Genomic DNA, 22,698 nt, shown 5'->3' with positions numbered 1-22,698 from the left:
CGCGGGGGAGGGCCGGACCCGACGGGGGTCCGGCCCTTCGCGTCATCCCCGGGGCAGCTGCTTCTTCAGGATCTTCCCCAGGTCGTTGCGGGGGAGCGCGTCGAGGAGGCGGACCACCCGGGGACGCTTGTGCGGGGCGAGCAGCCGGGCCACATGGCCGGCCAGCTCCTCCGCGCCCGGCGGGCGCGCCGGATCCGCCGGGACGATCCAGGCGACGATCCGCTCGCCCAGGTCCGGGTCGGGCTCGCCGGTGACGGCCGCCTCCCCGACCCCCGGGTGGTCGAGCAGGGCGTTCTCGATCTCGCCCGCCCCGATCTTGTAACCGCCGCTCTTGATCAGGTCGGTGGCTTTCCGGCCCACCAGCCGGATCGTCCCGTCGGCCTCCCGGACCGCCATGTCGCCGGTGCGGAACCAGCCGTCCCGGAACGCCTCCGCCGTCGCCTCCGGCCGGTTCAGATAGCCGGAGAAGAGGTTCGGTCCGCGCACCTGCACCTCGCCGACCGTCTCCCCGTCGGACGCGCCGAGCACCGAGCCGTCCTCCTCCACCAGCCGCACCTCCACGCCCGGCAGCGGCGTCCCCACCGTGCCGGGGCGCGGCGGGCCGCCGGGCCGGACGCTGGTGTTCATCAGCGTCTCGCTCATCCCGTACCGCTCCACCACCGCCCGGCCCGTCGCCGCCGTGATCCGCTCGTGGTCGTGCACCGGCAGCGCCGCGGAGCCCGACACCAGCAGGCGCGCCCCCGACAGCGCCGTCGCCAGCGCCGGGTCGCCGGGGAGGGCGTCGGCGAGCCGGTGGTACATGGTGGGGACGCCGAAGAGCATCGTGCCGCCGTCCGCCAGCTCCCGCGCGACGCCCTCGGCGGAGAAGGAGCCCAGGTGGCGGACCTCGCCGCCGCGCCGCAGCGGGCCCAGGATCCCGAGGACCAGGCCGTGCACGTGGAAGAGCGGCAGCGCGTGCACCAGGACGTCGTCCGCCGTCCAGGACCACACCTCGGCGAGCGCGTCGAGGGAGGCGGCGACCGCCCGGCGGGAGAGCAGCACGCCCTTCGGCGGGCCGGTGGTGCCGGAGGTGTAGACGATCAGCGCGGTCGCCTCCGGGTCCACGTCCTTCGCCGCCGGGGCGGGGGAGGGCCCGTCGAGCTCCACGGCGATCCGGGGGAGGCCGCCGAGCGCGGCCGGCAGCTCGTCCTCCGGGCCGGCGAGCACCGCGTCCGGCGCGCTGTCCCCGAGGATGTGCGCCAGCTCCCGCTCGCCGGAGCGCGGGTTGAGCGGCACGGCGGGGACGCCGGCGAGCAGCGCCGCCACGGTGGCCACCGCCGTCCGGGCGGTCGGCACGGCCCACACGGCGACCCGGCGGACGTCACCGAGCCGGGCCGCGAGCCCGCCGGCGGCCAGGGCCAGCTCCTCGTACGAGAGCGAGACCGGGCCGTGGCGCAGGGCGGGGCGGTCGGTCGGGGTCTCCAGGGCCGGGAAGAGGGCACTCACCGGTCGTACTCCTCGGGTCGGGGCGGAAAACGCGGCTGCCTGGGCCCTGGCTCCCGCCGCCGCCCGAAGGGCGGCGGGGCAGGCGGGAGTTCGACGACAGGGCCCAGGGGCATTCTGCCGCTCCGTCAGGGCTTCGCGGCCGTGACCTTCGTCGCCCCGGGCGCCGGCTCGCCGCCGCCCGGCCGGATCCCGCGCATCCGCCCGTACGCGTACACACAGCCCGCGAGCGCCAGGTCGGAGAGGAGCATGAAGCCGATCGAGTACGAGTCCTTGGCGCTGTAGATCGCGCCCATGACCAGCGGCGGGACGAAGCCGCCGAGGCCGCCCATGGCGCCGACGATGCCGGTCACGGAGCCCACCTGCGCCTGCGGGGTCACCTGCGAGACCAGCGCGAAGACCGAACCGCTCGCGGTGCCCAGACCGGCCGCCATGATCAGCAGGGCGATCGTGCCGCCCGGGTTCAGCTTCGGGTCGAAGGCCTGGACGATCGCGAGGAGGGCGACGGTGCCGAGCGCCCAGGAGGTGACGACCGCCGGGTGGACGCGGTCCGACAGCCAGCCGCCGAGCGGCCGGAAGACGACGGTGACCGCCGCGAACCCGGCCGCCTTGGTGCCCGCGTCGGTCGGGTCCAGCTCGTACCAGGTCTTCAGGTACGTCGGCAGGTAGACGCCGAAGGCCACGATGCCGCCGAAGCCGATCGCGTACAGCGCCGACAGCTCCCAGGTCACCCGCAGCCGGCCCGCCGCACCCAGCCGGGTCGCCAGTGAGGCGGTCGGCACCGGTCGGTCGGGGCGGTCGGTGATGAGGGCGGCGGCGAGCACCGCGTACACGGCGAGCGCGACCGCCACGACGACGAACGGCAGGTTCTCGCCGTGCTTCGCGATCCGGGGCGTGAAGTAGCCGGAGAGCGCCACGCCGCCCATGCCCATGCCGAAGACGCCGAGCGCCAGGCCCCGCTTCTCCGGCGGGAACCACGAGTTGACCAGCGGGATGCCGATCGCGAAGGTCGTGCCGCCGAGGCCGAGGAGGAAGCCGACGACGAGCATCAGACCGTAGGAGTCCTTCACCACGATCAGCAGCAGCACGGGGATGATCGTCAGCGCGGAGACGAGCGGGAACATCAGCTTCGCGCCGTACTTGTCCGTCAGCGCCCCGGCCGGGATCCGGCCCAGCGAGCCGACGAGCACCGGCACGGCGACGAGGAAGGACTGCTGGAACGAACTGAGGCCCAGCCGCTCGCCGTACCAGCTGCCGAGCGGTGCGATCAGGTTCCAGGCCCAGAAGGTGAGCGTGAAGCCGATGGTGGCCATCACCAGGTTGCGGTAGGCCGCGGCGGTCGGGGGCTTGGCGTCGGAGTTCACCCCCTCAGTCAAGATCCGGCCCCACGGCCCGGCGCGCCGGGCTGCTCCGTCCGGGGGAGCCCCCGGCCGTGGGCTCAGGGCCAGGTCACCGTCGCCGGTGGGGTGCCGTCGTCCTCGACGCGCAGCCAGGCGCCTCCGCCTCCGCCGGCGCCCGCGCCCGTGCCGGTGTCGCCGCCGGGCCCGCCGACGCCGACGTCCACCGTGATCCGTCCGACCCCGGGGCGCCGGTGGGCCGCCGCCAGCGCCCCGCGCAGCGCGGCCAGGAGCCGGTGCGCCTCCGGCTCCGCGACCAGGGTGTCCACCGCGCCGGTGAACCGCACCGACGGCTGGAAGCCGAGCAGCACCCCCGCCCCGCCGGTCTCGCGCAGCACCCGGCCGCGGAAGGTCGTCGGCGCCTCGGCCGGCGGCTGCTGGAGGGCGAAGATCGTCGTCCGCACCTCCTGGATCGTGGAGTCCAGCTCGTCGACCGCCCTTTCCAGGAGCTCGTCCTCCACGGAGGAGCCGCCGGCCCTGCGGCGGGTCGACTCCAGCATCATCTCGGTGGCGAACAGCCGCTGGACGACGAGGTCGTGGAGGTCCCGGGCGATCCGGTCGCGGTCCTCGAAGACGGCGAGCCGCTCCCGGTCGTGCCGGGCGTCCGCCAGGACCAGCGCGAGCGCCGCCTGCGAGGCGAACTGCGAGGCGAGCAGCCGGTCCACCGCCGAGTACGGCTCGGCGTCCCGGTGGCGGGGGAGGGCCAGCGTGCCGATCAGCCGCCCGCCGCTGCGCAGCGGCAGCATCATCGAGGGGCCGAAGCGGGAGCGGACCGGGGTGGTCATCCGGGGGTCGGTGGCGGAGTCCTCGACGAAGACCGGCTCCCCGCCGAGCAGCTGGACGAGGACGGCGGAGCCCGGCCGGATCGTGGTGCCGACCAGCTCGCCGGGGTCGCCGTCCGTGGAGGCCGTGACGATCTCCATGCCGCCCTCGGGGGTCGGCTGGAGGATCACGCCGGCGGCCGCCCCGGCGAGGATCCTCGCCTGCTCGGCGACGGTCATCAGGGCGTCCTCGGCGGACTCGCCGGTGAGCAGCGCCGTGGTGACGGCCGCCGCGCCCTCGATCCACCGCTCGCGCTGCCGGGCGGTCTCGTAGAGCCGGGCGTTGCCGATGGCGATGCCGGCCTGGGCGGCGAGGACCCGCAGCAGGGCCAGGTCCTCCTCGGTGAAGCCGCCCTCCTTCCCGGTGAGGTGGAGGTTGCCGAAGACCTGGGTGTGGACCCGGATCGGGACGCCGAGGCCCTCGGCGGCGCCGTCGGGGAGCGGGCCGACGCGGGCCCGCTGCTCCTCGGTCATCCCGGTGGTGAACAGGCCGGTGAGCCGGGGGCGCTCGGGGTCGACGACCCGGAGCGCCCCGTGGCGGGCGCCGACCAGTTCGGTGGCGGAGTCCACGATGTGCTGGAGGGTGGCGCGGAGTTCGAGGTCCGTGCCGACGCCGAGGACGGCTTCGAGCAGCAGGGGCAGGCGGGCCTGCTGCGGCTCCGGGCCCCCGGCCGCTTCCCCGGACACCTCCCCGGTCACGTCCTCGTCCATGATCGCCATGGTCTCATCCACGCACGAATCGGGTGATGTCGGGATTGTCACTCCGTCAGGTCGTCGGCGTACGCCTGGTCGCGGTCCCGGCTCCCGTCCCGGTCCCGGTCCGTCAGGCCGCGGTGGTCGCCCAGCGGGTCGAGGACCATCGGCTGGACCTTGCCCTCCAGCATCGCGCCGAGGCCGAGCACGGCGCAGACGTCGGGGCGTTCGGCGATGTGCACCGGCATCCCGGTGGCGTCCCGCAGCATCTGGTCCAGGCCCGGGAGGAGCGCGCTGCCGCCGACCATCATGATCCCGCGGTCCGCGAGGTCGGCCACCAGGTCGGGCGGGCAGTCCCGCAGCACCTTCCCGATGCCGTCGAGCACCGCCGTCAGCGGCGTGTGGATGGCCTCGCGGACCGCGGCCGTATCGACGGTGACCGAGCGGGCCAGACCGGTGGCGACGTCCCGGCCGTGGATCTCGGTGGAGGCCGGGCCGTGCGGGGTCAGGCCGTTGCCGCTCAGCGCGAGCTGGAGCGGGCGCACCGACTGGCTCGGCAGCATCAGCTCGTGGTGGTGGCGCAGGTGCTGGATGATCGCGTGGTCGATGGCGTCGCCGCCGACCGGGATCCGCTCGGCGGTCACGATCGCGCCGAGCGAGAGCACCGCGACCTGGGTCGTCGCCGCCCCGCACACCATGATCATGGTCGCGGTCGGCTGCTCCACCGGCAGGCCGCAGCCGACGGCCGCGGCGATCAGGGTGTCGACCAGCTCGACCCGGCGCGCCCCGAGTCCCACCAGGGTCTCGACGGCCGCCCGCTGGGCGAGCGGATCGCTGTCGTGCGGGGTGCAGGCGGCGGCGCGGAGCCGGGGCTTGCGGCGGAGCTGGCGGCGCAGCTTCTCGCCGAGGAGGTGACGGAGCATCCGCTGGGCCATCTCGATGTCGACGACCGTGCCGCCGGAGACCGGGCGCACGACCCGGATGTAGTCGGGGGTGCGGCCGGTCATCTTCTCGGCGAGCGCGCCGACCGCGATCAGCGCTCCGGTGCGGGTGTTGACGGCGGCGACGCTCGGCTCGTCGACGACGAGTCCGGCCCCCTTGACGAAGACCCGGGTGCGGGCGGCACCGAGGTCGACGGCGACATGGCAACGGCGCAGCTGATCGAGGCTGACGGTCACGGCGGATCCTCCGGGGTGCGGTGCTGACACGGGCGAGGTGTCGCGGTGCGGGTTTCCTGTTGGCATCGTGCGACCGCCGGGCCCGCCGCGCGCGCTGGGCTGCGCCGCCCGGGGCCCCGGTACGGGGGCGGCGCGGGGCCGGTACGACGGCGGCGGGGCGGTGGCGAGGAGCCGGCGGGGCGGCGGCGAGAGGGGAGCAGGCGAACCGGGAGAATCGCGACGCCACGGCGTCCACCTGCGGTTTCCTCACAGGATCCTCACGTCCTCGCCTACCCGGAGTCGTGGCACTCGTCCTAGCGTGCGAGCCCCATGGACTACTGCCACGCGTGCCGGCGGCATCTCAATGGGGCCCTCGCCTGTGCCGGGTGCGGGACTCCCGTCGAGCGGCTGCGGTACGACACCCCCCACGCCCCGCCTCACCCCGCGCCTCACGAGGGCGCCGAGGCACCCGGTCCGTACGGGCCAGGCCCGTCGTACGGGCCAGGCCCGTCGTACGCGCCGGATCCGTACGTGCCGGATCCGTACGTGCCGGATCCGTACGCGCCGGAGATGTTCGCGCCGGATCCGTACGCACCCGCTCCCGGTCCGTACGCGTCCGGTCCGGAGGTGTACGCGCCCGGTCCGGATCCGTACGTGCCCGGCCCGGAGGCGTACGCGCCCGGTCCGGATCCGTACGCGTCCGTGCCGGAGGCGGAGGCGCCGGCCGGTGAGCCCGTGGCTCCCGAGCACGTCTACGAACTGGACCTGGTGGTGCCGCCGAGGCCGGCCGGGCGGCGGGCGGCGGGCCGTGCCGCCGCGCGGGGCGGGCGAGGGCGTGCGGGGCGCTCCGGGCGGGGCCGGACGGTGGCGGTGAGCGCGCTGGGGCTCGTCCTGGCGGCCGGGTCGCTGGGCCTGGCGAAGGCGGTCTTCGAGGAGCCGGAGGAGAAGGGCGGCGCCGCGACGGCGGTGGAGGAGCTGGAGGTCACCGAGACCCCGCTGCCGCCCGCGCTGCCGACCCGGAACCCGGGCGGCGGGGACGCGGAGGACGCGGAGGAGGACGGCGACCGGGCGGGCGGCGCCTCGGCGGCACCCGCCTCGCCGACGGGCCGCCCGCGGCAGATCGGCACGGGGACGGGCGGCGGCTCCGGCGCGGGCGCGACGGCCGTGCCGGCGCGGGGCGGCGGCTCCGGCGGCGGTTCCGGTACGGGGACGGGGACGGGCTCCGGTGCGGGCGCGGGCTCCACGCCCACCGGTCGGCCCTCCTCGGCCGCGCCCTCCTCCCCGGCGCCGTCCGTGCCGGAGGTCACCGCGAACCCGCAGGACGAGAACCCCGGCGGCACGCCGAGCGCCTCGGGCTCGCCCACCGCCCCCGCCTCGGGCAGCGCGACCCCGCCCGCCCCGTCGAGCCCCCGGCCGACCACGGCGACGCCGTCCCCGGAACCCTCGGAGACCTGCACCCCCTTCCTGTGGTGGTGCGTCTAGAAGGCCCGCTTCCGGGCCCGCTCCACGGCGGCCGGGCCCTACGGCAGCTCCGCGCCGACCATGCGGCGCAGCAGGTCGCGCAGGAGGGTGCGCTCGACGGCGGTGAGCTCGCCGAGCGGCTCGCGGGCGAAGTGGAGGGAGTCGCGCAGCCGGCGGGCGGTGTCCCGGCCCTGGTCGGTGGGCGCGGCCAGCTTCACCCGGCGGTCGGCCGGGTCGGGGCGCCGCTCGACCAGGCCCCGGGACTCCAGGCGGTCGATGATCCCGGTGACGTTGGAGGGCTCGCACTTGAGCTTCTCGGCGATCTTCCGCATCGGAGTGGGCTCCAGGGCGAGCAGCCCGAGGACGCGGGCCTGCGCGCCGGTCAGGGAGTGGGCCGCGGCGGCTTCCTCGTACTCCTGGTGGTAGCGCGCCACGACCGTGCCGATCAGCTCGACGACTTCGAGGGTCACGGGGTCGGTGTGTGAGGTGGGCATGGGCACCATCGTACTCCGATGCTTGACAACATGAAATATTCAGGCGCATGGTTGTTTCAGTAAGTGAAGCTTTCCTGTTCGCCCCCGGAGGTCCCCCCCATGACCGCACTGCCCGCCACCAGCCGCGCCTGGCACCTCGTCGCCCGCCCGCACGGCTGGCCCGCCCCCGCCGACTTCGCCCTGCGCGAGACCCCGGTCGAGGCGCCCGCCGAGGGCCGGATCCTGGTGCGGAACCTCCACTTCTCGGTCGACCCGTACATGCGCGGCCGGATGAACGACGTGAAGTCCTACATCCCGCCGTTCCAGCTGGACCAGCCGATGGACGGCGGCGCGGTCGGCGTCGTCGTGGCGTCGAGCGCGGAGGGGTTCGCCGAGGGCGACCACGTCCTGCACGGTCTGGGCTGGCGCGAGTACGCCGACGTGCCCGCCCGGCACGCCACCAAGGTGGACCCGGAGCTCGCCCCCCTCTCCGCCTACCTCGGCGTGCTCGGCATGACCGGCCTCACCGCCTACGCGGGCCTCTTCGAGACCGCCTCCTTCAAGGAGGGCGACGCCGTCTTCGTCTCCGGCGCGGCCGGCGCGGTCGGCAGCCAGGTCGGCCAGCTCGCGAAGCTGGGCGGCGCCTCCCGGGTGATCGGCTCGGCCGGCTCCGACGAGAAGGTGAAGTGGCTGGTCGAGGAGCTCGGCTTCGACGCCGCCTTCAACTACCGCAACGGCCCGGTCAACGACCAGCTCCGCGAGGCCGCCCCCGACGGCATCGACGTCTACTTCGACAACGTGGGCGGCGACCACCTGGAGGCCGCCATCTCCTCGCTCAACGTGCACGGCCGCGCCGCCATCTGCGGCATGATCGCGCAGTACAACGACACGGAGCCGGTCCCCGGCCCGCGGAACATGGCGATGATCATCGGCAAGCGGCTCCGCCTCCAGGGCGTCCTGGTCGGCGACCACTACGGCCTGCAGCCGCGGTTCGTCGAGGAGGTCGGCGCCCGGCTGCGCTCCGGCGAGCTCAAGTACCGCGAGACCCTCGTCGAGGGCATCGAGAACGGCGTGGACGCCTTCCTCGGTCTGCTCCGCGGCGACAACACCGGAAAGATGATCGTCTCGCTGGACCGGTAGTCTTCCCTCAGCCGTCGCGATCGTGGGCGCGAGTCGAGACGGGGAGAAGAAGGTAGAAACCAGCATGTCCATCCAGCACTCCGACGTTCTCTACACCGCCGTCGCCACCGCGGAGAACGGCCGCGACGGCCGTGTCGCCACCGACGACGGCCGGCTCGACGTCGTCGTCAACCCGCCCAAGGCCATGGGCGGCTCCGGCGAGGGCACCAACCCCGAGCAGCTCTTCGCGGCCGGCTACAGCGCCTGCTTCCAGGGCGCCCTCGGCGTCGTCGCGCGGAACGAGAACGCGGACATCTCCGGCTCGACGGTCACCGCCGAGGTCGGCATCGGCAAGAACGACGACGGCTTCGGCATCATCGTCAAGATCTCGGCCTCCATCCCGAACGTGGACGCCGAGACCGCCAAGAGCCTGATCGAGAAGGCCCACCAGGTCTGCCCGTACTCCAAGGCGACCCGCGGCAACATCACGGTCGAGCTCGCGGTCTGAGCCACGCCGGACGCACGGCCGTGCGGGCCGCACCCCGACCGACCGGGGTGCGGCCCGCACGTGCGTACGGATCCGGTGATCCGCCCCGATAGGCTGCGCGCATGCGTGAATTCGGCGTGGGTTTCGGTCATCTGGTCCAAGGCCAGAAGTGGGTGGCGCGGCACGGGCGCCGGTTCGGGTTCGGACTGCTGCCCGGTCTGGTGACGCTCGTGCTCTATCTGGCCGCGCTGGGCGCCCTCGCCTTCAACGCGACCGAGCTGACGGCCTGGGCGACCCCCTTCGCCGACGACTGGTCCACCCTGTGGCGCGAGATCTTCCGCAACGCCATGACGGCCCTCATGGTCGGCTTCAGCGTCTTCCTCGCCGTCGTCACCTTCACCGCCGTCACCCTCCTCATCGGCCAGCCCTTCTACGAGGCCCTCTCCGAGGACGTCGACCGCAGCATGGGCGGTGACGTGCCCGAGTCCGGGCTGCCGCTCTGGCGCGAGCTGCTGATCTCGGCCCGCGACAGCCTGCGGGTGGTGCTCCGGGTGGCCTTCTACTCCGTCCTCCTCTTCGCCTGCGGCTTCATCCCCGTCGTCGGCCAGACCGTCGTCCCCGCGCTCGCCTTCTGCGTCTCCGGCTTCTTCCTCGCCGAGGAGCTGACCGCCGTCGCCCTCCAGCGCCGGGGCGTCGAGCTCAAGGAGCGCCTGACGCTGCTGCGCGGCCGGCGCCGGGCGACCCTCGGCTTCGGCGTCCCGCTCGCCGTCGCCTTCGTCGTGCCGTTCGTGGCCGTCTTCCTGATGCCCGGTGCCGTCGCCGGCGCCACCCTCATGGTCCGCGACCTGCGGGGCGAGGACCCCAAGGAAAACGATCAAGAAGACGGCAACCTTTCCTCCGCGGGCGGCGACCAGGGGGTGCACCACATCCCCCACTGAGGAAGAGAACCATGACGTCACACAAGCGCAGGACGGGCCGCCGCAGGGCGCTCGTCGGCGGTCTGGCCGCGTTCGGAGTCACCGGCGCGGCCATCGTCACGACCGGCCTGCTCGCCCCCGCGGGCGCGGCGCCGGCCGCCGTCCCCGCCTGGCCGACGGCCAGGGGCGAGAAGCCGGTCGCCACGACCATCGAGGTCTCCGGCACCTACGACGGCAAGCTGAAGCGCTTCTCCGGCACCGGCGAGCTCGGCTCCGACGGCCAGGACGAGAGCCAGCAGCCGCTCTTCGTCCTGAAGGACGGCGCCGTCCTCAAGAACGTCGTGCTCGGCACCCCCGCCGCCGACGGCGTGCACTGCCTCGGCAGCTGCACCCTCCAGAACGTCTGGTGGGAGAACGTCGGCGAGGACGCCGCCACCTTCAAGGGGACCTCGGCCGGCGCCGTCTACTCGGTGTACGGCGGCGGCGCCAAGGGCGCCTCCGACAAGGTCTTCCAGTTCAACGGTGCCGGCAAGCTCGTCGTGACCAAGTTCCAGGTCTCCGACTTCGGCAAGCTCGTCCGCTCCTGCGGCAACTGCAAGAAGCAGTACCGGCGCACGATCATCGTCAACGACGTCGACGTCACCGTTCCCGGCAAGTCGCTGGTCGGCGTCAACGCCAACTACGGCGACACCGCCTCCCTGCGGAACGTCCGCATCCACGGCGACGCCAAGAAGAAGATCAAGCCCTGCACCCGCTTCACCGGCAACGACACCGGCAAGGAGCCCCAGGAGACCGGCTCCGGCCCCGACGGCACCACCTGCCGCTACACGGCCTCCGACGTCACCTACGACTAGCCGGTCCTGACCGCCCGGTCACCGGGCCGTCAGGACCGGATGCAGTTCCGGCCTGGCGGCCCACCACTCCTGATGGAAGGCGTTGTTGGCGACGTTCGCCAGGTACGCCTCCGCCGCCGCCCGGTACAGCAGCTCCGCGTGCCGGGCGGAGACGGCCGCGCGGTTCCAGGCGAGACGGATCCTGCCGGTGACCGGGTCGCCCTCCAGGGGACGCAGGACCGTGCCCTCGGTCGGCGGCGCGGTCGGCTGGCTCAGGGAGATCGCGCGGCCCGAGGCGATCAGGTCGTAGTGGATCTTCCGGTCGGCGACCCGGTGCCGCAGGGACGGCGTGAAGCCGGCCCGCTCGCAGGCGGCGACCAGCGCCTCGGGGCCGCCGTCGTCGTCCTCGACCAGCGTCATCCAGGACTCGCCCGCCAGCTCGGCCAGCGCGATCCGCTCCTTCGCGGCCAGCGGGTGCTCCGCCGAGAGCCGCACGCAGAACGGTTCCTTCGCGATCAGCGTCCGGGCCGTCGTGCCCTGCGGCAGCGGCACCTCGTGGTCGTTGACCTCGCCGTACAGCACCGCGTCGTAGCGGCCCGCGCCCAGCTGCCGGGTGAGCGTCGTCGCCGACTGCTCCACCGTCACCGCGATCTCCCGCCCCGCCACGACCTGTTCGAGCCCGACGAGCAGCCGGTCCACCAGGACCAGCAGGATGCAGCCGAGCCGCAGCGGCGTCGACGGGTCGGCGGCCCGCGCCCCCGCCGCCAGCGCGTCCATCTCGCCGAGCACGAGCCGCGCCTTCGAGAGGACGAACTCGCCCAGCGGAGTGGGCTCCACACCCCGCCGACCGCGCAGGAACAGCTCCCCGCCCGCGACCCGCTCGATCCGCCGCAGCTGCGCCGAGAGCGCCGGCTGGGAGATGCCGAGCCGCTGCGCCGCACGGCCCAGGCTTCCCGCCTCCGCAATCCGGCAGACGGCTTCCAGATGCCTCAACTCCAGCTGCATTTCAGCAGCGTACGCAGCACCGCTCGGCCGCACCATAACCCGCGTCTTATGCCCGGTGAGATGTCCCGAACCCGCCATGTCCACGCCCATACTCGGCGCGACGATCCGACCTCCCCCACCCTGAACGGAGCACGACGTTGCACCCCACCAGACTCACGGCGGCCGTGGCCGCCCTGGCCCTCTCGGCGAGCCTCGCGACCGCCCTCGCCGGAACCGCCTCCGCCGCTCCCCAGGCGCAGCCGGTCCCGCCGGGCCACGGCAAGTCCCTGGCCCTGGCGGCCGCGGACTCCGCCGCCGCCAGCGGCCTCGACGAACTGCGGCACGGCGCCGACGAGGACCTCGTCCGGACGTCCGTCACCCCGTGGGCCAACGGCCTCTACTACGCCGCCTACCAGCGGACGTACAAGGGCCTCCCGGTCCACGGCGGCGGCGACGGCGTCGTCCTCTCCGACTCCTCCGGCAAGGTCCGCGACGTGAGCGGCAGCGCCGCCCCGGCCATCAAGGTCTCCACGAGCGCCAGGGTGACCGCCGAGAAGGCCCTCGCCACCGCGCGCGGCCAGCTGGCCGCCGTGGAGAGCGCGAGCGCCCCCGAACTGACCGTGCTCCTCAAGGGCGGCAAGCCCGTCCTCGCCTGGCACACCCTGGTCGTCGGCACCACCGCCACGCACCTCCCCAGCTCGCTCGACACCTACGTCGACGCCCGCACCGGCAAGGTCGCCCAGGCCACCGACAAGGTGATGCACGCCGAGGGCCGCGGCTACCACAACGGCAACGTCACCATCGACACCGCCGCCTCCTCGATGACCGACACCAGCCGCGGTGCCTTCAAGTGCGGCGGCCAGAACGGCAGCGCGTACACCGGCTCCTCCCCGTGGGGCAACGGCGGCGCCAACGACCTCGTCACGGCCTGCGTCGACATCATGTACGCGGCCCAGCGCGAGTCGGACATGCTCAAGGAGTGGTTCGGCTACAACGGCATCAACGGCCAGGGCGGCATGGTCCCGGCCCGCGCCGGACTCACGCAGGTCAACGCGTACTACGACGGTACGAAGACCACCTACGGGCGCAACCAGAACGGCACCAACCAGCTCACCGGCATCGACGTCGTGGCCCACGAGTACGGCCACGAGATCTTCGACCGGACCCCGGGCTCGGCCGGCTCGTCCAACGAGAACGGCGGCATGAACGAGTCCACCGGCGACATCTTCGGCGCGCTCACCGAGCACTACGCCGACAACCCGAACGACACCCCGGACTACACGGTCGGCGAGGAGCTCAACTTCACCGGCAACAACCAGCCGATCCGCAACATGTACAACCCCTCGCTCATCAACAACGACCCCAACTGCTACCCGCAGCTCTCCTCCGGCACCGAGGTGCACGCCGCGGCCGGCCCGCAGAACCACTGGTTCTACCTGCTCGCCGAGGGCTCCAACCCGGGCGGCGGCAAGCCCAGCAGCCCGATATGTTCCGGCGGCCCGTCCTCCGTCACCGGCATCGGCATCCAGAAGGCCGGCAAGATCTTCATGGGCGCCCTGCTCATGAAGACCTCCTCCTGGAACCACCCCGCGGCCCGCCGCGCCACCCTCACCACCGCCAAGAACACCTACGGCGCCACCGAGTGCAACGCGGTGAAGGCGGCCTGGAACGCGATCGGCGTCCCCGCCCAGTCCGGCGAGACCGACTGCGGCGGCACCTCCACCCCGGACTTCTCGCTCTCCCTGAACCCGTCCTCGGGCTCCGCCCAGCCGGACACCCAGGTCACCGCGACCGTCAACACCAGCACCACCGGCGGCGCCGCGCAGACCGTCCAGCTCTCCGCGAGCGGCGCCCCGAGCGGCGTCACGGTCTCCTTCAGCCCCGCCTCGGTGACCTCCGGCAACTCCTCGACGATGACCGTCAAGGTCGCCGCCGGCACCCCGAACGGCACCTACCCGATCACCGTCACCGGTACGGGCTCCGCCACCCACACCGTCACCTACCAGCTGACGGTCGGCTCCACGACCCCGCCGACCGGCTGCGACGCCACCGAGTACACCTACCAGGGCACGCTGGCCTCCGGTCAGGCCGCCGCCCAGCCGGACGGCTCGTACTACTACTCGGCGAGCGCCGGCACCCACGTCGGCTGCCTGCGCGGCCCGGCCGGCACCGACTTCGACCTCTACCTCCAGAAGTGGAACGGCGCGGCCTGGGCCGACGTGGCCGTCGGCGGCACCGCCGGCGCCGACGAGGACACCAGCTACTACGGCACCGCGGGCTACTACCGCTACGTCGTGCACGCCTACAGCGGCTCCGGCGCCTACACGCTGGGCCTGAGCGCCCCCTAAGGGCCGACGAGCGCCCCGCAAGGGGCCATGAGCGCCCAGGGGCGGGGTACCGACCCCGCCCCCGGGCGGGAGACCGCGCGACGGACCGGGGGTTCCGCCGTACAGCCTCCCGGGCCGGGCCGCCGGAGTCCCACGGCGGCCCGGCCCTTTCCCGTACGCCTCCCCGCGGCGGTCAGCCCACCTCGGCGACCACGAACCCGGGCCGCTCCGGCCCCGCGTCCGCGAGCCGCCCGCCGTCCGGGCCCCAGATCCCGGCCCGGCCGCCGCCCTCGCCGACCTCGCTCGGCCCGAGCGAGTTGCCGAGCGCGACGAAGAGCCCGAAGTCCCGTGCCCGCACCGGGTAGACGGTCTCGAAGGAGTCGTTCCCGCCCTCCAGCATGGAACTGGCCAGGTACACCGCGCAGTCGTCCGCCGCGGCCCGCCCGGCGAGCTCGGGGAAGCGGTTGTCGTAACAGGTGGCGAGCGCGAACCGGAGCCCGTCGAGGACGAAGCGCCCGTCGGCGGTGCCCGCCGTGAAGGTGGTCCGCTCGGGCCCGTGGAAGAGGTGCCGCTTGTCGTAGCGCGCGAGCGTCGTGCCGTCCGGCCCGATCACCAGCGTCGCCAGGCCGGGGAGCGGACCGTCGCCGCGCACCGGCCCGTTGACCACCGCGGCCGTCCCCGCGGCCCGGCAGGCGTCCCGGACGGGCCCGAGGCGCGGGTCGTCCTCGGTCAGGACCAGGGCCGGGTCCTCGCGGATCAGGGCCGTCTCGTAGCCGGTGAGCGACAGCTCCGCGAAGACGACGAGCCGGGCCCCGGCGGCCCCGGCCTCCCGGACCAGACCGGCGATCGTACGGACGTTGGCCTCGACGTCCCCGGCGGCCGGGGCGAACTGGGCGGCGGCGATTCTCATGCCGCCCATGCTCGCAGCCCCCGGACGGCGGTGAGCCGCGAGGCCCCGCCCGGAAAAACCGCGGGACCCGTGCCGACGCCGTGGCCTACGCTCCCCGCAGCGGCGCCGCGCGCGGTGCCGCAGGGCGCGGGGCCGTGGCAGAGCGGTCGATCGCCTTCCCGGGCCGAGGAGGTCCCCGGAGCCCGGGAAGCAGGGAGTGGCCGCCGGACCTGGCGGTGCGCTCGCGCGGGTTCGAATCCCGTCGGTCCCGCGCCCGTCCCCGCTACTCCTCCGCGTCCCCGCGCAGCAGCCGGAGGAAGTCCCGGAAGGCGCCCGGCATGTCGACCGAGGCCGGGTCCAGGAGCCACTGGTACTGGAGGCCGTCCATCACGGCGGTGAGCAGCGGCGCCGCCCGCTCCGGCGTCAGGCCGCCCGGCAGCCGCTCGCCGAACTCCAGGCGCAGCACGTCCGCCATGCCGGCCCGCACCTGCGCGTACCGCTCGGTGAAGAACTCCCGCGCCGGATGCCCGTCGGTGACGCTCTCGCCGAGCAGCGCGGAGAAGGTCTGCACGATCCCGGGCCGCATCGCGTTGTACTCCACCAGCGATTCGAGCAGGTCGAGCCGCCAGCCCTCGCGGTCCCGGCCGCCGGTGGTGTCCCAGCGGTCGCGCTCCTCCAGGACGGCGACGAGCAGCGCCTCCTTGGTGGGGAAGTAGTGCAGCAGCCCCTGCTGGGTGAGGCCGACGCGCTCGGCGACGGAGCCCAGGGTGGCGCCCCGGTAGCCGCGCTCGGCGATCACCTCCAGGGCGGCGCGCAGGATCTCCGCGCGGCGCTCCTCGCTCCTGGTCCGTACCATCGCCGGCTCCCTCTCCGCAGGTCCTGTCCCAGGACCGTACGCCATCCGCCGCCCGAAGAGATAACGAAAACATAACGTCACCTACCGATCTACAGGTAGGTGTGCTCATCATGGCGGCACCAGCACTTCGACGCGGAGGTACCGACGTGAATGAGACGGACGTGAACGAGGACGCCGTGCGCGAGGCGGCCGTCGAGGCCGCGCTGGCCCGGCTCGACCTCGACACCAAGGCCCGGCTGCTCGGCGGCCGGGACATGTGGTCGCTGCCCGCCGTCCCGGAGATCGGACTCGCCTCGCTCGTCATGTCCGACGGCCCCATCGGCGTCCGCGGCGTCCGCTGGACCGCCGACGACCCGTCCGTCGCCCTGCCGTCCCCGACCGCCCTCGCCGCCGCCTGGGACCCCGCCCTCGCCCGCCGGGCCGGGCGGCTCCTCGCCCAGGAGGCCCGCCGCAAGGGCGTCCACGTGCTCCTCGCCCCCACGGTCAACCTGCACCGCACCCCGCTCGGCGGCCGCCACTTCGAGGCCTACAGCGAGGACCCGTACCTCACCGGCGCCGTCGGCACCGGCTACGTCCAGGGCGTCCAGGACGGCGGCGTCGGCACCACCGTCAAGCACTTCGTCGCCAACGACGCCGAGACCGACCGCTTCACCGTCGACAACCGGATCGCCCCGCGCCCGCTGCGCGAGCTCTACCTCGCCCCCTTCGAGGCGATCGTCACCCACGCCCACCCCTGGGGCATCATGACCGCCTACAACCAGGTCAACGGCGTGACGATGACCGAGCACCGCCACCTCGTCAACGAGGTGCTGCGCGGCGAGTGGGGCTTCGACGGCTACAACGTCTCCGACTGGATGGCCGCCCGCTCCACCACCGGCGACATCACCGGCGGCCTCGACGTGGCCATGCCCGGCCCCGCCACCGTCTACGGCGAGCACCTCGCCGCCGCCGTCCGGGCCGGCGAGGTCGACGAGTCCGCCGTCGACGCCGCCGTCCGCAACGTGCTGCGGCTCGCCGCCCGCGTCGGCGCCCTCGAAGGCGCCCCCGCCGCCGTCACCGAGCACCCCGCCCCGATCGACGGCGACGCCCTCGCCCGCGAGATCGCCCGCCGCGGCTTCGTCCTCGTCCGCAACGAGAACGGCGCGCTGCCCCTGAAGCCCGGCACCGTCGCCCTCTCCGGCGCCGCCGCCCGCGACGCCCGCGTCCTCGGCGGCGGCTCCGCCCAGGTCTTCCCCGAACACGTCGTCTCCCCGCTCGACGGCCTCACCGCCGCCCTCGCGGCACTTCCCGGCGGGGCGTCGCTCACCTATGCGACCGGCGCCGACCCCAGCGACGAGCTCGCCCCCGCCGACCAGGGCTTCACCCTCCGCGCGGTCTGCCGCGACGCCGACGGCACCGTCCTCGGCGAGGGCACCCTCCCCAACGGTCAGGTCCAGTGGATCGGCGACGACCTCCCGGCCGGCGTCACCCACGAGACCCTCGCCTCCATCGAGGTCACCGGCGCCTTCACGCCCCGCGAGACCGGCGCCCACGCCTTCGGCACCCGCGGCCTCGGCGCCTTCACCCTCACCGTCGACGGGCGCGAACTCTTCGACGGCGTCCAGGAGATGGGCCCGGAGACCGACCCCTTCGAGGCCTTCTTCGGCTCCCCGGTCGCGCGCGGCACCGTCGAGCTCACCGCCGGCGAGACCGTCGAGGTCTCCCTCCGGCACACCCTCGCCAAGGAGTTCGCCGCCCCGCTCCCGGCCGTCATGTTCTCCTTCGTCCACCTCGGTCCCCGCCGGGACCCCGACGAACTGATCGCCGAAGCCGTCGAGGCCGCCCGCGCCGCCGACACCGCCGTCGTGGTCGTCGCCACCACCGAACGCGTCGAGTCCGAGGGCTTCGACCGCAAGGACCTCGCCCTCCCCGGCCGCCAGGACGACCTCGTCCGCGCCGTCGCCGCCGCCAACCCGAACACGGTCGTCGTCGTCAACGCCGGCTCCCCGGTGGAACTCCCCTGGCGCGAGGACGTCGCCGCGATCCTGCTCGGCTGGTTCCCCGGCCAGGAGGGCGGCGCCGCCCTCGCCGACGTCCTCACCGGCGCCGAGGAGCCCGGCGGGCGCCTCCCCACCACCTGGCCCGCCGCCCTCGCCGACGCCCCCGTCACCGAGGTCACCCCCACCGACGGCGCCCTCGACTACACCGAGGGCCTGTACATCGGCTACCGCGCCTGGGACCGGACCGGCGCCGTCCCCGCGTACCCCTTCGGCCACGGCCTCGGCTACACCACCTGGTCGTACGACTCCGTCACGGCGACCCCGGAGCGCGTCACCGTCCGGCTCACCAACACCGGCGACCGCCCCGGCCGCGAGACCGTCCAGCTCTACCTCGCGCCGGTCCAGGACACCGTCGAGCGCCCCGCCCGCTGGCTCGCCGCCTTCGCCGGCGTCGAGGCCGCGCCCGGCGAGACCGTCGAGACGGTGATCGGACTCCCGCGCCGCGCCTTCGAGATCTGGGACGAGGAGAAGAACGCCTGGACCCTCGTCCCCGGCCGCTACGAGGTGCACGCCGCCCACTCGCTGGCCGAACCGCGCCTGACCACCACCGTGGAGCTGTAGGGCGCCCCCGATCCGGCCCCGGGACGGCGGACCTGACGCCCGCCGTCCCGGGGCTACTTCCGGGTGATCCTCCGGTACGCCAGCTCCGCGAGCCGCGCCTGCCCGTCACGGCTCGGATGGAACCAGTCCCAGGTGCTCAGCAGCGACGCGTCGAAGCGGAAACCGAAGACCGCGCCGCCGTCGTACCGGCACAGCTCGTCCGCCGCGCAGACCTCCGCGAGCACCTCGTTGTACGCCACCACCCGGTCGCGCACCGCCGTCCGCCGCTCCTTCGCCGCCGCGCCCAGGTCCTCCGGGTCCGCCAGCATCGAGCCGCAGACGCCCAGCTCCCAGACCCGCCGGACCAGCGGGTTCGCCCGGCCCGTGTCCCACAGGCGGTGCAGGTCCGGCACGCTCGCCACGTACACCTGCGCCTCCGGGGCGTCCTTCCGCAGCCGGGTGAGCGCCGCCTCGAACGACCGGCGGAACTCCGCCACCGGCGTCATGCCCGCCGGGGTGGGCCTGCAGGCGTCGTTGGCCCCGATCATCACCGTGACCAGCCCGGGCCGCTGTGCCGCCGCCCGCGCCATCTGCTCCGGCAGCGCCGCCACCCGCGCGCCGGTCCGGGCCAGGTTCCAGCTGTTCCCGGCCACCCGGCCGGGGCCGAGCAGCCGCAGCGCCAGGCTGTTCACCGCCGGGTCCGTCCCCGTCGCCCAGGACGCCTCCGGGCAGTCCGCGAGCAGCGAGCAGGCGTCGAAGGCACGGGTCACGGAGTCGCCGACGGCCGCGACGGACGCCGGGGAGACGTCCCACCGCGAGGTCGGGGTCGGGCTCGGGGTCGGCGTGGGCGCCGGCGCCGGCTTCCTCCCGGAGGCGGCCTCGCTCCCGGAGCCGGGCGACGCACTCGTACACCCCGCGAGCGCGGCGGCCGCGAGGACCGCTCCCACGACGGCGGTACGGATGCGGTGTCGGCCGTACGGCACCGGCCCCCTCCTTCACGCAGACGTCCTGGCGAGTGAAAGCTTCGTGTCCACCCGCCCCCGGACCGACCGTACGTCACCCTGATGACGGTGCGGCACGGTAGCTTTTCCCCCGTCGAACCTGCGGCGCGCCCGCGCCGACCGGCTCCGGTAAATTACATCACGTCACATGCTGTCCCTTTTCAGAAGGTTTGCGGAGTTCTTCGCCTGATGCTGTTTACCGAGGCCGCTGGGAAGGCGAACCTCGTCCCACACTGGAGGTCCCGGTGACGACACGTGGAGTCCTGTACGTACACTCCGCACCGCGCGCGCTCTGCCCGCACGTCGAATGGGCGGTGGGGGGTGTCCTCGGCGCGAGGGTCCAGCTCGACTGGATCCGGCAGCCCGCGGCGCCCGGCACCTGGAGAGCGGAGTTCTCCTGGCAGGGCGAGACCGGCACCGCCTCGAAACTCGCCTCCGCCCTGCGCGGCTGGCAGATGCTCCGCTTCGAGGTGACCGCCGAGCCCTGCCCCACCGCCGAGGGCGAGCGCTACAGCGCCACCCCCGACCTCGGCATCTTCCACGCCGTCACCGGCATGCACGGCGACATCCTCGTCCCCGAGGACCGCCTGCGCGCCGCCCTGGCCCGCGCCGCGCAGGGCGAGACGGTCCTGGAGGCGGAGGTCGCCCGGCTCCTCGGCAAGCCCTGGGACGACGAACTGGAACCCTTCCGCTACGCCGGCGAGGGCGCCCCGGTCCGCTGGCTTCACCAGGTCGTCTGAGCCCGTTCACCCGGCTCGGCTAGCTTCGCGCCCCGAGGCGCGCCGTGCGGCGCGCGGGCGGGGGACGGGCGTTGAGCAATCTGCGGAGGACGGTCGGCGGGGCCGCCGTCCTGCTGGCGGCGACCGCACTGGGCGCCACTCTGGTGCTCCTCGCGGGCTTCGCCTACCAACTGGCCGCCGGCGACGTGACCGTCGCCCTGGCGGCGTGGGCGGCGGGGCTCCTCGCGCTGACGGTGGTCCTCTTCCTCCTCTTCGGCGCGATGCTGCCGGACGAGCCGACGGCCCCCTCCGAGGGCTGGTTCGACGCGCTGACCTTCTGCTTCGTGCTCGTCGGCCTCGTCGTCGGAGGCCCCCTGGGCATCGCCGGCTACGAAGCCCTGCGCCCCGAGACCACAGCGGTGGCACCCCCGCTCGACGAACCCCGCTGACACGCCTGAGGCCCGCCCCGTACGACGGGGCGGGCCTCAGGCGCGAGAACCGGACGCGACTCGGACGGTCCGGAAGGCCAGGACCACGTTGCGGCCGCCGAAACCGAAGGAGTCGGCCCGTTCCCCGTGCGCCCCTCGCACCGCTTCGCGGGCTTCGGGACGCTGTGCCGGACTCCGTCCGGCGGACGCGGCGAAGGCCCGCCCCCGAGTGGGAAGCGGGCCTCGCGTGTGGGTGCGGGTCAGACCGTCCGGAAGGCCAGGACGACGTTGTGGCCGCCGAAGCCGAAGGAGTCGGCCCCTTCCCCGTGCGCCCCTCGCACCGCTTCGCGGGCTTCGGGACGCTGTGCCGGACTCCGTCCGGCGGACGCGGCGAAGGCCCGCCCCCGAGTGGGAAGCGGGCCTCGCGTGTGGTGCGGGTCAGACCGTCCGGAAGGCCAGGACGACGTTGTGGCCGCCGAAGCCGAAGGAGTTGTTGACCGCGGCGATCGTGCCCTCGGGGAGGGCGCGGGGCTCGTCGCGGACGATGTCGGCGTCGACCTCCGGGTCCAGCTCGTCGACGTTGATGGTCGGCGGGGCCAGGCGGTGGTGGAGCGCCAGGACCGTCGCGACGGTCTCGATGCCGCCGGCGCCGCCGAGGAGGTGGCCGGTCATCGACTTGGTGGCGGAGACCGCCACGTGGTCGAGGTCGTCGCCGAGGACCTTCCGCAGCGCCTTGATCTCGGCGACGTCGCCCTGCGGCGTCGACGTGGCGTGCGCGTTGAGGTGCACGACCTCGGACGGCTTCAGGTCGGTGGTGTTGAGCAGGTGCTGGAGCGCGGAGGCGATGCCCCGGCCGGTCGGCTCGGGCTGGGCGATGTGGTGGCTGTCGGCCGACAGGCCCTGGCCGATCGCCTCGCAGTAGATCTTCGCGCCGCGGGCCTTGGCGTGCGCCTCGGACTCCAGGATCACGACGCCGGCGCCCTCGCCGAGCACGAAGCCGTCGCGGCCGGTGTCGTAGGGGCGCGAGGCCTTCGTCGGCTCGTCGTTGTTCTTCGACATCGCCATCATGTTGGCGAAGGCGGCGATGGGCAGCGGGTGGATCGCGGCCTCGGTGCCACCGGCGACGACCACGTCGGCACGGCCGCTGCGGATCATCTCGATGGCGTAGCCGATCGCCTCGGCGCCCGACGCGCAGGCGGAGACGGGGGTGTGGACGCCGGCGCGGGCGTTCACCTCCAGGCCCACGTTCGCGGAGGGGCCGTTCGGCATCAGCATGGGCACGGTGTGCGGGGAGACGCGGCGGACGCCCTTCTCCTTGAGCACGTCGTACTGGTCGAGCAGGGTCGTGACACCGCCGATGCCGGAGGCGATCACGGAACCGAGCCGCTCGGGGGCGATGGCGGCGTCCTCGCCGGCGGGGGCGGTGAAGCCCGCGTCGGCCCACGCCTCACGCGCCGCGATCAGCGCGAACTGCGCCGAGCGGTCCAGCTTGCGGGCGAGCGGGCGGGGCAGAACCTCGCCCGGGTCGACCGCGGCGAACGCGGCGATCTGGACGGGAAGTTCGGCGAAGCGCTCGCCCTCCAGCGGCCTGACGCCGGAGCGTCCCGCCAGGAGACCTTCCCAGGTCGTCGCGGAGTCGCCACCCAGCGGTGTGGTTGCGCCGATACCGGTGACGACCACGGTGTGATTGGTCGAGCTCACAGGAATTCGTTCTCCATGTGTGTGATGGTCGAAAGACGGCGCCACCGCCGGGTGGCGGACCGAGTCAGCGGGGACCGGGCCCGGTGGGGCCTGGTCCACCAAGGCCGAATCAGGCCTGGTGCTTGAGGATGTAGGAGACGGCGTCGCCGACGGTCTTGAGGTCCTTGACGTCATTGTCGGGGATCTTGACGTCGAAGCGCTCCTCGGCGGCGACGACGACCTCGACCATGGACAGGGAGTCGACGTCCAGGTCGTCGGTGAAGGACTTGTCCATCTCGACGTCCTCGACCGGGATGCCGGCGATCTCGTTCACGATCTCGGCGAGACCCTTGACGATGTCTTCCTGGGTGTGAGCCATAGTGGCGCTCCTTCTT

General features: G+C 74.0%; 20 protein-coding genes. 9 read left to right on the top strand and 11 right to left on the bottom strand.

Annotated features, from left to right (window positions below; genetic code table 11):
• Positions 1 to 42: 42 nt before the first annotated feature.
• The 4 genes from AB0E19_RS08095 to AB0E19_RS08080 form a co-directional block, all read right to left on the bottom strand.
• Positions 43 to 1,485: an acyl-CoA synthetase gene (locus AB0E19_RS08095; RefSeq protein ID WP_362175107.1), complete on the bottom strand. Its 1,443-nt coding sequence runs from the start codon at positions 1,483 to 1,485 to the stop codon at positions 43 to 45.
• A gap of 125 nt (positions 1,486 to 1,610) precedes the next feature.
• Positions 1,611 to 2,795, bottom strand: coding sequence for an MFS transporter (locus tag AB0E19_RS08090; protein WP_362175747.1), 1,185 nt, complete (start codon positions 2,793 to 2,795; stop codon positions 1,611 to 1,613).
• 125 nt (positions 2,796 to 2,920) lie between these two features.
• Complete coding sequence (locus AB0E19_RS08085) at positions 2,921 to 4,420, bottom strand: GAF domain-containing protein (protein ID WP_362175744.1); 1,500 nt, start codon at positions 4,418 to 4,420, stop codon at positions 2,921 to 2,923.
• A 38-nt stretch (positions 4,421 to 4,458) separates the two neighbouring features.
• A complete protein-coding gene (locus tag AB0E19_RS08080; RefSeq protein WP_362175104.1) occupies positions 4,459 to 5,571 on the bottom strand; it encodes a rod shape-determining protein in 1,113 nt (370 codons plus the stop codon).
• 510 nt (positions 5,572 to 6,081) lie between these two features.
• Here AB0E19_RS08080 and AB0E19_RS08075 point away from each other — a divergent pair.
• A complete protein-coding gene (locus AB0E19_RS08075) occupies positions 6,082 to 7,032 on the top strand; it encodes a hypothetical protein (RefSeq protein ID WP_362175102.1) in 951 nt (316 codons plus the stop codon).
• Positions 7,033 to 7,070: 38 nt separating this feature from the next.
• Here the strand turns inward: AB0E19_RS08075 and AB0E19_RS08070 are convergent, their stop codons facing one another.
• Positions 7,071 to 7,505: a MarR family transcriptional regulator gene (locus AB0E19_RS08070; protein WP_360606400.1), complete on the bottom strand. Its 435-nt coding sequence runs from the start codon at positions 7,503 to 7,505 to the stop codon at positions 7,071 to 7,073.
• Positions 7,506 to 7,604: 99 nt separating this feature from the next.
• On the opposite strand from AB0E19_RS08070, the gene AB0E19_RS08065 reads away from it, so the two are divergent.
• The 4 genes from AB0E19_RS08065 to AB0E19_RS08050 all read left to right on the top strand — a co-directional run bounded on the left by AB0E19_RS08065 (position 7,605) and on the right by AB0E19_RS08050 (position 10,861).
• On the top strand, positions 7,605 to 8,624 hold the full coding sequence (locus tag AB0E19_RS08065) for an NADP-dependent oxidoreductase (RefSeq protein WP_362175098.1): 1,020 nt from the start codon (positions 7,605 to 7,607) through the stop codon (positions 8,622 to 8,624).
• A 64-nt stretch (positions 8,625 to 8,688) separates the two neighbouring features.
• Positions 8,689 to 9,111, top strand: a complete 423-nt coding sequence (locus AB0E19_RS08060) for an organic hydroperoxide resistance protein (RefSeq protein ID WP_189946868.1) — start codon at positions 8,689 to 8,691, stop codon at positions 9,109 to 9,111.
• A 101-nt stretch (positions 9,112 to 9,212) separates the two neighbouring features.
• Entirely contained in the window at positions 9,213 to 10,028 is an 816-nt protein-coding gene (locus AB0E19_RS08055) for an EI24 domain-containing protein (protein ID WP_362175095.1), read from the top strand.
• A gap of 11 nt (positions 10,029 to 10,039) precedes the next feature.
• Complete coding sequence (locus AB0E19_RS08050) at positions 10,040 to 10,861, top strand: pectate lyase (protein ID WP_362175091.1); 822 nt, start codon at positions 10,040 to 10,042, stop codon at positions 10,859 to 10,861.
• 18 nt (positions 10,862 to 10,879) lie between these two features.
• Here AB0E19_RS08050 and AB0E19_RS08045 read toward each other — a convergent pair whose 3' ends face one another.
• Positions 10,880 to 11,845 carry a LysR family transcriptional regulator gene (locus tag AB0E19_RS08045; protein WP_362175088.1) on the bottom strand — a complete coding sequence of 322 codons (966 nt, stop codon included), beginning with the start codon at positions 11,843 to 11,845 and terminating at the stop codon, positions 10,880 to 10,882.
• Positions 11,846 to 11,982: 137 nt separating this feature from the next.
• On the opposite strand from AB0E19_RS08045, the gene AB0E19_RS08040 reads away from it, so the two are divergent.
• A complete protein-coding gene (locus tag AB0E19_RS08040) occupies positions 11,983 to 14,172 on the top strand; it encodes a M4 family metallopeptidase (protein ID WP_362175085.1) in 2,190 nt (729 codons plus the stop codon).
• Between the two features lie 172 nt (positions 14,173 to 14,344).
• Here the strand turns inward: AB0E19_RS08040 and AB0E19_RS08035 are convergent, their stop codons facing one another.
• Both AB0E19_RS08035 and AB0E19_RS08030 read right to left on the bottom strand, forming a co-directional pair.
• Positions 14,345 to 15,061, bottom strand: a complete 717-nt coding sequence (locus AB0E19_RS08035) for a carbon-nitrogen hydrolase family protein (RefSeq protein WP_362175082.1) — start codon at positions 15,059 to 15,061, stop codon at positions 14,345 to 14,347.
• Positions 15,062 to 15,323: 262 nt separating this feature from the next.
• The gene (locus AB0E19_RS08030) at positions 15,324 to 15,896 is read right to left on the bottom strand and encodes a TetR/AcrR family transcriptional regulator (RefSeq protein WP_362175079.1); all 573 of its coding nucleotides are present in this window, start codon (positions 15,894 to 15,896) and stop codon (positions 15,324 to 15,326) included.
• 146 nt (positions 15,897 to 16,042) lie between these two features.
• Between AB0E19_RS08030 and AB0E19_RS08025 the strand changes: the two genes are divergently transcribed.
• A complete protein-coding gene (locus AB0E19_RS08025; protein WP_362175076.1) occupies positions 16,043 to 18,496 on the top strand; it encodes a glycoside hydrolase family 3 C-terminal domain-containing protein in 2,454 nt (817 codons plus the stop codon).
• Between the two features lie 53 nt (positions 18,497 to 18,549).
• Here AB0E19_RS08025 and AB0E19_RS08020 read toward each other — a convergent pair whose 3' ends face one another.
• Positions 18,550 to 19,458, bottom strand: a complete 909-nt coding sequence (locus AB0E19_RS08020; protein WP_362175073.1) for an SGNH/GDSL hydrolase family protein — start codon at positions 19,456 to 19,458, stop codon at positions 18,550 to 18,552.
• A 263-nt stretch (positions 19,459 to 19,721) separates the two neighbouring features.
• Here AB0E19_RS08020 and AB0E19_RS08015 point away from each other — a divergent pair, with 263 nt between their 5' ends.
• Positions 19,722 to 20,216 carry a DUF3145 domain-containing protein gene (locus AB0E19_RS08015; RefSeq protein WP_351101145.1) on the top strand — a complete coding sequence of 165 codons (495 nt, stop codon included), beginning with the start codon at positions 19,722 to 19,724 and terminating at the stop codon, positions 20,214 to 20,216.
• A 71-nt stretch (positions 20,217 to 20,287) separates the two neighbouring features.
• Positions 20,288 to 20,644 carry a hypothetical protein gene (locus tag AB0E19_RS08010; protein WP_362175068.1) on the top strand — a complete coding sequence of 119 codons (357 nt, stop codon included), beginning with the start codon at positions 20,288 to 20,290 and terminating at the stop codon, positions 20,642 to 20,644.
• Between the two features lie 417 nt (positions 20,645 to 21,061).
• Here the strand turns inward: AB0E19_RS08010 and AB0E19_RS08005 are convergent, their stop codons facing one another.
• Entirely contained in the window at positions 21,062 to 22,324 is a 1,263-nt protein-coding gene (locus tag AB0E19_RS08005; RefSeq protein ID WP_362175065.1) for a beta-ketoacyl-[acyl-carrier-protein] synthase family protein, read from the bottom strand.
• A gap of 109 nt (positions 22,325 to 22,433) precedes the next feature.
• The gene (locus tag AB0E19_RS08000) at positions 22,434 to 22,682 is read right to left on the bottom strand and encodes an acyl carrier protein (protein WP_362175062.1); all 249 of its coding nucleotides are present in this window, start codon (positions 22,680 to 22,682) and stop codon (positions 22,434 to 22,436) included.
• Between the last annotated feature and the right edge of the window lie 16 nt (positions 22,683 to 22,698).

Source organism: Streptomyces sp. NPDC047974 (assembly GCF_040653375.1).
Classification (GTDB): domain Bacteria; phylum Actinomycetota; class Actinomycetes; order Streptomycetales; family Streptomycetaceae; genus Streptomyces.
Note: the sequence above shows the minus strand (reverse complement) of the source record. Positions and strands in the feature narration are given on the sequence as shown.

Coding starts and splice junctions, on each gene's coding strand:
- AB0E19_RS08090 (WP_362175747.1), bottom strand. CDS start 2,795: ATGGCCACCATCGGCTTCACGCTCACCTTCTGGGCCTGGAACCTGATC.
- AB0E19_RS08085 (WP_362175744.1), bottom strand. CDS start 4,420: ATGGCGATCATGGACGAGGACGTGACCGGGGAGGTGTCCGGGGAAGCG.
- AB0E19_RS08070 (WP_360606400.1), bottom strand. CDS start 7,505: ATGCCCACCTCACACACCGACCCCGTGACCCTCGAAGTCGTCGAGCTG.
- AB0E19_RS08065 (WP_362175098.1), top strand. CDS start 7,605: ATGACCGCACTGCCCGCCACCAGCCGCGCCTGGCACCTCGTCGCCCGC.
- AB0E19_RS08060 (WP_189946868.1), top strand. CDS start 8,689: ATGTCCATCCAGCACTCCGACGTTCTCTACACCGCCGTCGCCACCGCG.
- AB0E19_RS08055 (WP_362175095.1), top strand. CDS start 9,213: ATGCGTGAATTCGGCGTGGGTTTCGGTCATCTGGTCCAAGGCCAGAAG.
- AB0E19_RS08050 (WP_362175091.1), top strand. CDS start 10,040: ATGACGTCACACAAGCGCAGGACGGGCCGCCGCAGGGCGCTCGTCGGC.
- AB0E19_RS08045 (WP_362175088.1), bottom strand. CDS start 11,845: ATGCAGCTGGAGTTGAGGCATCTGGAAGCCGTCTGCCGGATTGCGGAG.
- AB0E19_RS08035 (WP_362175082.1), bottom strand. CDS start 15,061: ATGAGAATCGCCGCCGCCCAGTTCGCCCCGGCCGCCGGGGACGTCGAG.
- AB0E19_RS08030 (WP_362175079.1), bottom strand. CDS start 15,896: ATGGTACGGACCAGGAGCGAGGAGCGCCGCGCGGAGATCCTGCGCGCC.
- AB0E19_RS08000 (WP_362175062.1), bottom strand. CDS start 22,682: ATGGCTCACACCCAGGAAGACATCGTCAAGGGTCTCGCCGAGATCGTG.